The 12,798-nt window shown below is 28.9% G+C and carries 16 protein-coding genes; 2 read left to right on the forward strand and 14 right to left on the reverse strand.

The genetic code is table 11. The features are described 5' to 3' along the window. Positions 1-576: a bis(5'-nucleosyl)-tetraphosphatase (symmetrical) YqeK gene (gene yqeK, locus M2214_RS11365; protein ID WP_248478079.1), complete on the reverse strand. Its 576-nt coding sequence runs from the start codon at positions 574-576 to the stop codon at positions 1-3. Between the two features lie 4 nt (positions 577-580). Next, a complete protein-coding gene (gene nadD / locus M2214_RS11370) occupies positions 581-1,261 on the reverse strand; it encodes a nicotinate-nucleotide adenylyltransferase (RefSeq protein ID WP_248478094.1) in 681 nt (226 codons plus the stop codon). Between the two features lie 177 nt (positions 1,262-1,438). Between nadD and M2214_RS11375 the strand changes: the two genes are divergently transcribed. Continuing rightward, positions 1,439-2,695 carry a M14 family metallopeptidase gene (locus M2214_RS11375; protein ID WP_248478097.1) on the forward strand — a complete coding sequence of 419 codons (1,257 nt, stop codon included), beginning with the start codon at positions 1,439-1,441 and terminating at the stop codon, positions 2,693-2,695. Between the two features lie 30 nt (positions 2,696-2,725). After that, a complete protein-coding gene (recX, locus tag M2214_RS11380) occupies positions 2,726-3,361 on the forward strand; it encodes a recombination regulator RecX (protein WP_248478099.1) in 636 nt (211 codons plus the stop codon). 48 nt (positions 3,362-3,409) lie between these two features. On the opposite strand, the gene M2214_RS11385 is transcribed toward recX, so the two are convergent. The 12 genes from M2214_RS11385 to M2214_RS11440 form a co-directional block, all read right to left on the reverse strand. Further along, entirely contained in the window at positions 3,410-4,351 is a 942-nt protein-coding gene (locus tag M2214_RS11385) for a hypothetical protein (RefSeq protein ID WP_248478101.1), read from the reverse strand. 137 nt (positions 4,352-4,488) lie between these two features. Then, a complete protein-coding gene (locus tag M2214_RS11390) occupies positions 4,489-4,884 on the reverse strand; it encodes a hypothetical protein (RefSeq protein WP_248478103.1) in 396 nt (131 codons plus the stop codon). A 169-nt stretch (positions 4,885-5,053) separates the two neighbouring features. Next, positions 5,054-5,347 carry a YhbY family RNA-binding protein gene (locus tag M2214_RS11395; protein WP_248478104.1) on the reverse strand — a complete coding sequence of 98 codons (294 nt, stop codon included), beginning with the start codon at positions 5,345-5,347 and terminating at the stop codon, positions 5,054-5,056. 13 nt (positions 5,348-5,360) lie between these two features. Continuing rightward, complete coding sequence (obgE, locus tag M2214_RS11400; protein WP_248478105.1) at positions 5,361-6,638, reverse strand: GTPase ObgE; 1,278 nt, start codon at positions 6,636-6,638, stop codon at positions 5,361-5,363. A gap of 12 nt (positions 6,639-6,650) precedes the next feature. Next, the gene (locus M2214_RS11405) at positions 6,651-7,205 is read right to left on the reverse strand and encodes a Spo0B domain-containing protein (protein WP_248478106.1); all 555 of its coding nucleotides are present in this window, start codon (positions 7,203-7,205) and stop codon (positions 6,651-6,653) included. A gap of 281 nt (positions 7,206-7,486) precedes the next feature. Beyond that, complete coding sequence (rpmA, locus tag M2214_RS11410) at positions 7,487-7,777, reverse strand: 50S ribosomal protein L27 (protein WP_248484838.1); 291 nt, start codon at positions 7,775-7,777, stop codon at positions 7,487-7,489. 5 nt (positions 7,778-7,782) lie between these two features. Continuing rightward, entirely contained in the window at positions 7,783-8,115 is a 333-nt protein-coding gene (locus tag M2214_RS11415; RefSeq protein WP_248478108.1) for a ribosomal-processing cysteine protease Prp, read from the reverse strand. A 4-nt stretch (positions 8,116-8,119) separates the two neighbouring features. Continuing rightward, positions 8,120-8,431 carry a 50S ribosomal protein L21 gene (gene rplU / locus M2214_RS11420; protein ID WP_099187432.1) on the reverse strand — a complete coding sequence of 104 codons (312 nt, stop codon included), beginning with the start codon at positions 8,429-8,431 and terminating at the stop codon, positions 8,120-8,122. 135 nt (positions 8,432-8,566) lie between these two features. Beyond that, positions 8,567-9,967, reverse strand: coding sequence for an Rne/Rng family ribonuclease (locus tag M2214_RS11425; protein WP_248478110.1), 1,401 nt, complete (start codon positions 9,965-9,967; stop codon positions 8,567-8,569). 11 nt (positions 9,968-9,978) lie between these two features. Beyond that, entirely contained in the window at positions 9,979-10,677 is a 699-nt protein-coding gene (locus M2214_RS11430) for a TIGR03936 family radical SAM-associated protein (RefSeq protein WP_248478112.1), read from the reverse strand. Then, positions 10,677-12,527 (reverse strand): TIGR03960 family B12-binding radical SAM protein, encoded by a 1,851-nt coding sequence (locus tag M2214_RS11435; RefSeq protein ID WP_248478114.1) that lies wholly within the window; start codon positions 12,525-12,527, stop codon positions 10,677-10,679. The genes M2214_RS11430 and M2214_RS11435 overlap by 1 nt, the downstream gene beginning before the upstream one ends. Further along, complete coding sequence (locus M2214_RS11440) at positions 12,502-12,795, reverse strand: hypothetical protein (RefSeq protein WP_248478116.1); 294 nt, start codon at positions 12,793-12,795, stop codon at positions 12,502-12,504. The genes M2214_RS11435 and M2214_RS11440 overlap by 26 nt, the downstream gene beginning before the upstream one ends. Positions 12,796-12,798: the final 3 nt, after the last annotated feature.

Below are 12,798 nucleotides of genomic sequence, written 5' to 3' on the forward strand. Positions count from 1 at the left end.
CTATATTTCATTTAATTCTCCAAGTAAAAAGTTTCTAGCTTCAATAGTTCTAGGATGAATAATCTTTCTTATAGAAATAACGTATTTTATAGTATTGTCAAATGCCATAAGTAAAGCCTCATCTAACCCTTCATTATAAGCTATATTTCTAAGTTTATCGACTCCATCATAATTTCTATTTGGTTCTATAAAATCCGCTAAATATATTATTTTTTCAAGTTTACTCATGTTTTTTTTACCTGTTGTATGATATGTTATAGCTGATAATATGTCATTGTCATAGACGCTAAATTCTTCTTTACATAAATAAGCACCTATTTTTCCATGTGCAAGCTCAGTCTCTTTTTTTTCAATATCATCTAATAATATATCATATTTTTGGACTAAATGTAATACTTCTTCCTTGTTTAGACATTTTGCGCAGTCATGTAACAGAGCTGCTACCTCTACTTTTTCTATATCTTCTTTGTAAATATTAGCCAATCGCTTAGCACTTTCAACCACTCCTAGTGAATGTTTCAGCCTTTTTGGAGTTATTGTTTTTTCTAAGATTTGTATCATCTCGTTTAATTCCATAATATCACCTATATAAATTATTTTTATAAATATATTTTTCCACATTTTCAGGCAGTAAATACTTAATAGACTCTATTTTTTTTATTCTTTCTCTCAAATCAGTGGAAGATATATCGAGAGACGGAACATATATATTAAGTATGTTAGCATTGTATTTTTGTTTTAATTGATCTATTTTTTGATTTACTTCATCACACTCTATTCCTGGTCTTGTTGCTCCAACAAACGTAGCTAATTCGAAGTTTTTATCGAGATACTTCCAACTATCTATATCACATAACGCATCAGCACCTGTTATAAAGAATATTTGAGAGTTTTTATAATTTTCTTTTAACTGTTCAAGAGTATCTACAGTGTACGTCATACCATCTCTTTTTATTTCAATATCTGATGTTTCAAAATAAATATTACTCATAGTAGCAATCATAGTCATATTGTATCTATGTTTTTTATCTATGATTTCTTTTTTAGATTTATGAGGTGGATTTCCAGATGGCATAAATATAATTTTATCTAAATCATATCTATTTCTTACCGCCTCTGCTGTTGCTAGATGTCCATAATGAATAGGATTAAAAGTACCTCCCATTATACCTATTTTTTTCAGATTTGTTCTAGTATGTAATGTTTTTGATTTTTTCTTATTGATAATAATCGCTTTTTTTAAAATATCACTTACATTCATTTAAACACCTCTTTTATATTACTAACCTACATATTATATAATATTTCTTTTTAAAATTAAAGATATATAAATCAATTTAACAAGTTTAAGCTAATATGCATCTATAATTATATTATTCACCAAAACTTTGAAATTCTATAAAATATTAATACAATATTATTTTCGGAGGTTGATAATATGAATTATAAAGCTACAGAAATCAAACAATTACAATCACTTTTAAAAAAATTATCCTACGACCCCGGACCAATAGATGGCATATTAGGATCTCAAACTCAAAGTGCGCTTGAACAGTTTCAAATTGACAACAACCTAAGCCCAAGTAAGGAATTAGATTCTCAAACATATGAAGCTTTACAAAAATATCTTCTTGGCTATCAGGAGTACACAATAAAACAAGGAGATACACTTTCTAAAATAGCAAAAGATTTCAACACTACTGTAAACTCTATATTAACAGCAAATCCCAATATAAGTTTAAATAACATAAAAGAAGGAGATATTATTGTAATTCCATATAACTTCGATATAGTTGATACTAATATAGACTATACCTATGATATTTTAGAAAAAGATTTAGAAGCTTTAAAAAAGAGATACCCCTTTATAGAAGTATCTAATTCTGGAAAAAGCGTTCTTGACAAAAATCTATATTCAGTTAAACTAGGAAATGGACCTAACAAGGTATTTTTTAATGGATCTCACCATGCTATTGAATGGATAACAACTCCTCTTTTAATGAAATTTATAGAAAACTTTTCTAAAGCATATTCTAAAAACAAGACACTAAGAGGTTATAATCCAAGAGATATTTGGGAACAAAGTACAATTTATATAATGCCTATGGTAAATCCAGATGGAGTAGATTTAGTTTTAAATGGACTCTCAGAAGATAATCCTTATTATGATGATTTAATAAAATGGAACAATGGCAGTACAGATTTTTCTAAAAATTGGAGTGCTAATATTAGAGGAGTTGATCTTAATCATAACTATGATGCTTCTTGGGAATTATCAAAAGAGGCAGAAGCTTTATACGGAATTACAGGCCCTGGACCTACAAGATACTCAGGAGAATATCCAGAATCAGAGCCAGAGTCAAAGGCAGTTGTAGAATTTACTAGAGCTATAGATCCTAGATTAGTTCTTGCTTACCACTCTCAAGGAGAAGTTATTTACTGGAACTATATGAATATGGCTCCACCGGAATCCAAAGACATAGGAGAGTCTTTTTCTGAAGTTAGCGGATACCTTTTAGATGAACCTTATGGAATCACTTCTTATTCCGGATATAAAGATTGGTTTATAGAAGAATATAAACGCCCAGGATACACAGTAGAAGTTGGAAAAGGAGTAAATCCACTTCCTATATCTCAGTTTGATAAGATATACAACGATAATGAAGAACTGTTGTTATTAGGTTCTGTTATATAGTTTTTTAACTAAACAAAAAAGGATGATTATATGCCAAAGATAACAAAAGTAGAAGAACAAAAGAACACAGATAGAGTAAACATTTATGTAGATGATGAATTTTTTATGGGAGTATATAAAGATTTAGTCTATACTCTACAACTAAAAAAAGGAAATACAATAGATAAAGACTCTATTCAAAAAATAATAGATGATGAGATGTATCTAAAAGCTAAGAATAAAGCCTTAAATATACTATCTAGATCATCTCAATCCGAAAATAATATAATATACAAACTTTCAAAAAATGAATTCGATGAAAAAACAATAGAGAGAGTTCTAGATTTTTTAAAAAAATACAAATTTATAGATGATGAACATCTAGCAAAAAACATAGTAAAAGATAAAGTGAATATAAATAAATATGGCAAAAACAAAATCAAACAGACTTTATATTCAAAGGGAATTGATAGTTCAACAATAAATAACGCACTTGAATCTGAAATAGATGATGATAAAGAATTTAAGAATGCGCTTTACCTGGGAAATAAAAAATACGAAAAAATAAAGAACGAGGATAAAAATAAAGTATATCGAAAGTTATCTAGTCACCTTACTTATAAAGGATTTGATTATGATACCGTAAGAAAAGTAGTAAACAAAATCATGAATACTGAATTTTATTAGGGATAAAAGTTTTTTCTTTTATCCCTTTAATTAATTCTTTTAAACTTATTACATATTTAACTTTTCGTAAATTCCTTTTCTGTATTCATCAACTTCATCAGTTAATTTAAACTCGTTCTTTTCTAATATTTCTATGTAAGTTTTAACAAGTTGTCCAAACGAACTTGCTTTATAATCAATACTTAAATAGCTTGCCTTAGCCTTCTCATTCATAGTATCAGCCTCATCTTGATTCATTGAATAATCAAAAACAGGAGTATTATTTGCTCCATATAAATATGACATTACATAATCAAGATAAAGCGGTTTTATTACTTCTACTTTTTCAGATTTTGGGTAATCATGAAGGAATTTTTCACTTGCTGCAAGTCTTTTATATACCTCATCCCATGAAATAACAACTTCTCCATCATCCATTAAAGGTTCTTTAGATTCCATAGCAACTATATTTAAATAATCTGCAATTTCTTCAGTCACATATTCACTATATTCATTCTTTAAAAATTCATAATCTTTTATTAAATCATACATTCCTTCAGGAGCTATAAGTTTATATCCCGACTTTTTAGCTACAGTTAAAAACTCTTTTAATTCTTTACTTTCTATATTGTAGCTTTCTAACTTATTTAAATCAACAAAATAATCTAGTTTTTGTAATTCCTCTTTAATATCGTCTGAAAAGAATTTGTACATGCGTTCACCTTGAACTTTTTCTATACCTAGAACAAGTTTAGAAGCATTCTCTTTAGACATTGTATCAATATTATTGTTTACGAATTTCATTACCTCTATCTCACTCATATCACCTTCAATTAGCTTTTGGAATTCATCCATAATCCTGCTTTGCTCTTCTTCTGATTTTTTAGCAAATTCACCAGCAACTTCTTGCTTAATTTCTTCTTTATTTTCAACTGCACTTTGTTGCTTTACACAACCTGTAAATAATAAAGTAGCACATATAACAGGTATTAACTTCTTTTTAATTTTCATTAATCGACTCCCCCAATCATTTGTTTTTTTAAACTACAATCACATCAAAATAGTATATCATTTTTCTAAATCAAATAGTTAAAAAATGAATTTAAAAATTATATTATTTCCTATAGAGTAAAAAAGGATTTACTCCTTTAAGTAGATTGATTTAAACTCTTAAAAGTTCTTATAACAGCATAAATATCGACAAACACAAATGCTACACAAAAGAATGTACCAATAGCAATTGTTATTTTAGATAAACCCCCATCTATAACAAGAGGAAGAAACATTCCCATTATTGTATAGAAAGGAACCTTTATATTTAAACTGCTCATAGCATACTTTTTACTTAAAACTTTTAAACATATTCCCAACACTAATAATATAGGTACACTTAATATAGGTATTGCTAAAAACTGAGTTCCACAGGATTCGTACCACGGAAGATTTTTATTCAATGATGTATAAATCATTAAAGAAAATCCCATAACAACAATATATAATGAATTCAATACTATATATGTAATACTTTTTATTTTTTCTTTCATTTTTACTATCTCCTCTATTTAGAATCCTTGCAACCATAGTGTAATTTTACACCATAATTGTAAAAACGTCAAGTTATATACATCCTACTTCTCATAACCCTTCTAAATATAGGCATGATAATACCCGTATTAATTTAAAATCAATACGGGTATCATTTATAAGATTTCATTATTTAGGTAAATCTATTTTAGGATTTTCAATATTTTTCTTGTATATAGTGAATTTAGAACCTATAGCTTGAACAAATTCTCCTCTTACAGCTTCTGCTACTGCATTTGCAGCTTCCTTTGTATCAAGTCCACTATTTTCAAGTACTGTAACCTTAACTATCTCTCTAGCTTCTAAAGCATCTTCTAATTGGCTTAAAAACGCTTCTGTAACTCCTTCTTTACCAATTTGAGTTATAGACTTTGTTTTATTTGCCATAGCCTTTAAATAAGATCTTTGTTTTCCTTTTAACATAATATCCTCCACCCTACTCGTAGTATTCAAATTCTAAGTCATATAATCTAACTGTATCTCCATCTTGCGCACCCATATCCTTCAACCTTTGGAACACGCCTTTCTTCTCCATTATTTTCTGGAAGTATTGAACAGATTCCATATCTTCAAAGTTAACAGAGTATAAAAGTCTTTGAAGAGATTTTCCTTGTATTACGAAAACTCCATCTTCGTTAGTTATCTCTATTTCTTCTTTCTTAGGCTTTACGTCCTCTTCTTTTAACATTTCCTCTTCCGATACTAATTCTATATCTTCTGTCTCTTTTACTATAGTGCCTGCATAACTTATTACCTCATCTATACCTTCTCTTGTAGCAGCAGACATAGCAAATACCTTGTATCCTCTTTTTTCAATTTCTTCTTTAAATGTTTCATAATTCTCTCTAGCTTCAGGTATATCCATTTTATTTGCAACTACTATTTGAGATCTAGTAGTTAGTTTGTCGTTATATAATTTTAATTCTTCATTTATTTTATCAAAATCATCTATAGGATCTCTACCTTCTATTCCAGACACATCAACTATATGAATAAGCACCTTAGTTCTTTCAACATGTCTTAAGAACGCATGTCCAAGTCCTGTTCCTTCATGAGCTCCCTCTATAAGCCCAGGAATATCTGCAAGAACAAAAGAATCTCCAAATTTAGTTTGAACCACTCCTAAATTAGGCTTTATAGTAGTAAAATGATAGTTTGCAATTTTGGGTTTAGCCTTTGTTACAACAGATAAAAACGTTGATTTACCTACATTCGGGAATCCAACCAACCCAACATCAGCTATCATCTTAAGTTCTAATATAATCCATCTTTCTTGTCCCTCTTTACCAGCTTCTGCAAAGCTTGGAGCTTGTCTTATAGCAGTTGTAAAGTGTGTATTACCTCTTCCTCCAGATCCACCTTTAGCAACGATAGCACGGTCTCCATGGTTTCTAAGATCTGCTATTATAAGGTTTGTCTCCTCGTCTCTTATCAAAGTTCCTGGAGGGACTTTAAGAACCAAATCTTCCACAGACTTACCATGCATTCTTTTCTTTTTTCCATCTTCTCCATTTTCAGCGCTATACTTCGTCTTATATCTAAAGTCCATCAGTGTTCTTAAACCTTCATCGACTTCAAATACAACGTTACCTCCGTTACCACCGTCTCCTCCAGCAGGCCCTCCAGCCGGAACGTATTTTTCTTTTCTAAAAGCAACCGCTCCATTTCCACCTTTTCCAGATTTAACGAATATCCTAGCTTTATCTATAAACATTCTTATCACCCTTTATTCAAGCTCAATTTCATATATCAGATAACCTTCTTCAATAATAATTTCGGTAATATCTGAATCAAGCTCTTTTTTTATACTTTCAATGTCTTTTAAATATTCAAGAGCAACTTTCAATATAAAACAATCTGATGTTTCTTCAATATAAATTATATATTCTTCAAATTGGCTATTATTATTCATATAATTAAATATTACATCTAATGCTCTTTCCATATATGTTAAGCTTTTTGATAATTCTTTGTTTTTAAAGTTTTCTCTTTCAGCATTTGTATATATTTCAAAATCTATATTAAGCCCTTTAGACAGGCACTGTTTTAGTTTTTTTTCAATTATAAAATATAAGTCCATGCAACTTATATTTGAAATTTTAGATTTAATAGATGCTTCTTTTCTAACTTTGTTTATATATTCAACAGCTTCATCTATTTTATTAAGTTTTATGTACCCAAATATTATCTGTATTTCATTCAAAAAATCATGTCTTTGTTGTTTCAATAAATCATCTATTAAATTCCAGTATTTTAAATCCGAGTCATTAATTTTTTTCAAATAAAGCCCTCCTCATATTAAGTTATAATTATGTTATTCTACTAACTGAAAGGGCAATCCTCTTTTAAATTTCCTATTCATTATAAAACAATCTTTATTTCAAACATTACAAGGTTGATTCTTTAGAAATTCATTACTAAAACTATATCTATCTATATTTTTAAAGGTATATAATTTATTATTTAAAAGATATCAATTTCCTATTCATTATAAAGTAATCTTTATCTAAATATATTTCCTATTCATTATAAAAAGGAGTGTTTAAAAACACTCCTTTTTGATTATTCAGCAGCAGCAACTGGATATATGCTAACTTGCTTTCTTTTTTTATCTTTTCTTTCGAACTTAACTACTCCATCAACCTTAGCAAATAATGTATCGTCTCCGCCTCTTCCTACATTATTTCCTGGATGAATTTTAGTTCCTCTTTGTCTAACTATTATACTTCCAGCAGTAACAACTTGTCCGTCATATCTCTTAACTCCAAGTCTTTTTGATATAGAGTCACGTCCGTTCTTAGAAGAACCAACTCCTTTTTTACTGGCAAATAACTGAAGGTTCATTTTTAACATCATAATTACACCTCCTCTTCTTTAATTTTTATATAAGAAGAGTATTCTTCTTTTATATTTTCAAGTCCTAATACCATAGTCTCAAGTATAGGATTAATTATGTTTCTTTTATCATCCGAAATATCAAAAGGTATTTTGCATCGAAGTTTTCCATCACTGATTTTATACTCTGACTCTACTTTCGCATATTCATGTATTCCAATCAGTGCTGTTTGAGTCAATACAGAAACTGCTGCACAAACAATATCTTGCCCATGTTCTGCAAATCCTGCATGGCCTTTCACATCAAATTCAACTATATCACTTTCGAAATTTCTTCTTATCACAATTTTAATCATAGAATTAAGCGTTTATCTTTTCTATAACTAATTTAGTGAAAGGTTGACGATGTCCTTGCTTTCTTCTGTAGTCTTTCTTTGGCTTGTATTTGAAAACTATAACTTTTTTAGCTTTTCCTTGCTCTAAAACTTTAGCCTCAACTTTAGCTCCATCAACTACTGGATTTCCTACTACAAGATTTCCGTCTTTAGAACAAACTAATACCTTGTCTAAAGTAACAACATCTCCTGCATTAGCTTCTAATTTCTCAACGAATATTACGTCTCCTTCAGAAACTCTGTATTGCTTTCCACCTGTCTCTACTATTGCGTACATTATGTTACACCTCCTCAAACCAGTCTCGCCAATTCTAGGTACCTAATTAGGATTTTGTAACCCGGATTGTGCGGCTACTTACTACAGATATAAATATTATCAAAGTTTTAATTTGTTGTCAAGAAAATTTTTACTTTAATATATAGTTATTATATCATTTGGATTTAAATCCTTATCCTCTGAAATTTCAATGTTAATTTCATAATATTTAGATATTTCTTTTATATGTTTAAAGTCATCTTTTTTTGCTATATTAAATATATAATTTGAAGATTTGAATAAAACTTTTTCAAGGCTTGTATGCTTTTTAAGTCTTATTATTTCTTTTTCTATATCACTTAGTATTTTATTTTTAGATTTTAAACTTCCTTGTCCACTACAGTAAATGCACTGTGCTTCAAAATATTTATCTAATGTATCATTAGATTTCTTTCTAACAACTTCTACAAGCCCTAAGTTTGTCATTCCTAATACTTGAGCTCTTGTCTTATCTTTATTTAAGTATATTTGAAGTTTTTTTAGAATTTGCTGTTTATAATTATCATTTCTCATATCTATAAAATCTATAATTATAATTCCAGCTACATTTCTAAGTCTTATTTGCCTAGCTATTTCTTTGCATGCTTCTAAATTGGTTTTGAATACAGTCTCATCGAGCCCTAGTTTACCTGTAAATTTACCTGTATTAACATCTATAACTGTCATTGCCTCTGTCTTATCTATTATTATATAAGCTCCGTTTTTCAGCCAAACCTTCCTATTTAAAGCAGTTTTCAAATCTTTTTTTATTTTGTAGTAATCGAACAAGTCAAGTCCTTCATCGAAATGTTCAACCTTATTTTTAAAAGATTTATCTATTTTAGTTAGAACATCAACTACTTTTTCATATTCTTGTTTGTTGTTTACAATTATTTTTTCAAAATCTGGTGTAAAAATATCTCTTATAACCTTTAATGTCAAATCTAAATCTTTATACAAAAGTCTAGACCCCATACCTAGTTTATTATATTTTTGAATTTCATCCCATATTTTGAATAGTTCATTTAAATCATCTTTGAAATCTATTTCTTGTTTGTCTATAGCCTCAGTTCTTATTATAAGACCCATGCCCTTAGTACCGATTTCATCTACTATTGATTTAATTCTTTTTATTTCTTCTTTATCTTTTATCTTATTTGATATAGCTATATCATCTCTAGTAGGCATTAATACTAAATATCTACCTGGTATACTTATTTCTTGAGTTATTTTAGGTCCTTTATCTTTTATTGCTTCTTTATTAACCTGAACAAGTACTTCTTGTCCTGTTTTTATATTATGACCTTTAGAAAGCTTTAAATACGCATTCTTATCAATGCCTATGTCTACAAATGCAGCTTCCATTCCAAGAAGAACATTTTTTACTATTCCTCTATATATCCTTCCCTGTAGCTTTTCATTCATTTTATCTTCAATAAATAAATCTACTACCTTTCCATCCTCAACATAAGCAACCTTAGATTGATATAATGCAACATCAACTAATAAACTCTTCATTAAATCACTTCCTACATAGGTGCTACAAGTTTATTTTTGTTTTCTATATATAAATCATTTCTAGTTATTTTAAGATTCTCAAGATCTATACCTATATCACCAAATCCATTTAGCTTATCTATTAAGACATTTGGATTTAAGTTTGCACTAGATCCAGTTGCAACTACCATATTTAAAGTAAGTATATTTTGTTTTAAAGATATAGCTTTCAATGTTTTTATTAAAGGTCTTATATTTACTTCTTTTAATTTTCCTTTTTTATTCTTTTTTACGTTTATTATTTCATCAAGCTTCATAAACTCTCCAACCTTAGATTTTATGTCTTCAATATCTAAGTCAGAATCTATATTCATGCTTATTTCATATGAGCCATGGCTTATAGATGAACTCAACGACTTAGTAGTAGTCTTGTCTATATACTTTACCTTCTGAATTTTTATTCCATCTGGAAGTGCACTATTCACTCTACTTAAAAATTCATCTTCTTTAACTACATCCTCAAGTTCAACATCTATGTACTCTCCATAGCTTGTAACACCTAAAGATAAAGCCTGTCCAAATGAGATTTTTGGATGAGGATTAAATCCTTGAGAATAAGCTACCTTAATCCCAGCTTTTCTTAAAACTCGTTGTAAAAGTCTTTGAAGATCCAGATGCGATATATATATCATATCATTTTCTTTAATAAGCTTACATCTTATAACATTCATTAGCATAACCCCCTTGCTAAATCAGTATTTATACCACAAGCATTACATTTATGTCTACAATCAGGAGTTAAAGCTTCAGTCTTTGAAAGTTCATTCTCTCTTATTAAGAACTTCTTGCTAACACCCACATCTATATGATCCCAAGGGAATACTTCATCATACTCTCTATGTCTATTAGCATAAAAATCTATATCTATATTATTTTCTTCAAAGGCTTCTACCCATAAATCAAACTTAAAGTGCTCATTCCATCCATCAAACTTACATCCTTTTTTATAGGCATCATAAATAACCTTACCTATTTTTCTATCTCCTCTTGCCATTACAGCCTCTAATAAGCTAGTCTTACTATCATGGTAATTGTACTTAATATTTCTATTTTTTAATTTTTTAGTTAAATGTATTTGTTTTTCCCTAATTTCTTCTTGAGTGTCTTGTCCATGCCATTGGAATGGAGTAAATGGTTTTGGAACGAATGTAGATGTGCTCACTGTAACTCCAAAGTTTCTAGTTAACTTCCCTTCGTGAACATCTCTGTATATATCTATCACTTTATAAGCAAGATCCTTTATACCATCTAAATCATCATAGTTCTCCGTAGGAAGTCCTATCATAAAGTAAAGCTTTACGCTATTCCATCCTTTTCCAAATGCTTTTCTAGTTGCATTCTCAAGATCAAACTCAGTAATCCCTTTATTTATAACATCTCTAAGTCTTTGGGTTCCAGCCTCTGGTGCAAATGTCAATCCACTTTTTCTAACCTCTTGAACCTTATGTGCAAGCTCTAAAGAGAAGTTATCAAGTCTTAAAGATGGAAGAGATAGAGCTACTCTTTGTTTTTTAGAATACTCTTCAATCAAATGATCTGTTATCTCTGCAAGATTCGAATAATCACTAGTACTTAAAGATGCTAAAGACATTTCTTCATGTCCAGTGCTTTCAATCAATTTTTTAGCAATTTCTTTTAATCTATCTACACTTCTTTCTCTTATAGGTCTATATATCATTCCCGCTTGACAGAATCTACATCCTCTTGTACATCCTCTAAATAACTCAAGCATTATTCTATTGTGTACTATATCGATAAAAGGAACTACTATTTTTTCCGGGAAAAAACATTCATCTAGATTCTTTATTATTCTTTTTGGAATTTTTTTAGGTATATCATCTTTTAATGTATTAACACTTTTTACTGTATTATCTTCATTATATTCAACCTCATATAAAGAAGGAATATATATACCTTCTACATTTTTAGCTAAATCATATAAGAATTCTTCTCTAGATTTATCTGTATCTTTCCACAGCTTATATCTATCTACTACTTCTAATAAAACTTCCTCTCCTTCTCCAAGAGAAACTATATCAACAAAATCTGCTAGAGGCTCACTATTGTAAGCACATGGACCTCCAACTAATATAAAAGGATCATTCCTTTTTCTGTCTTTAGCTAAAATTTCAACCTTAGCTAAATCTAATATATTTAATATATTTGTATAAGAAAGCTCATATTGTAATGTAAATGCTAAAAAATCAAAGTTAGTAATAGGCTCTCTTGATTCTAATCCAAACATTGGAATATCATTTTCTCTCATTTTTTCTTCCATATCAATGGCTGGAGAAAATATTCTTTCACAAAAAATATCATCTCTTTCATTTAAAACTCCATATAATATCTGAAGCCCTAAATGGCTCATTCCTACTTCATATACATCAGGAAAAGAGAAACCGAATCTAACTAAATCCTTCTTTGATGTATCCTTATGATAAGAATTTATTTCATTTCCTAAATATCTTGAAGGCTTTTCAACCTTCATTAATATATTATCTAAGTTCACCTTTTTGGTCATATATTTTTAATACCTCCGTCACTTTTTTGTGTATTACATTTGAATATTCTTTAAAGTCCATATTATATTCCAAGACTGTTTTAACCTGATTTGTATACCTTTGACTGTCATATATATTTAATTTTGTCCCAAAAGCCAATAAAACAATTATACATGAAATTATAAACTGTATCAAAACTTTATTGACTATATTTTTATTTTTATTAAATCCCTTTTTTCTAAACCTATTTTTTCTTAAATTTCTTTTAAACTTATTTTTTTTAATCATAAC

The organism is Tepidibacter aestuarii, from assembly GCF_934924865.1.
Classification (GTDB): domain Bacteria; phylum Bacillota; class Clostridia; order Peptostreptococcales; family Peptostreptococcaceae; genus Tepidibacter_A; species Tepidibacter_A aestuarii.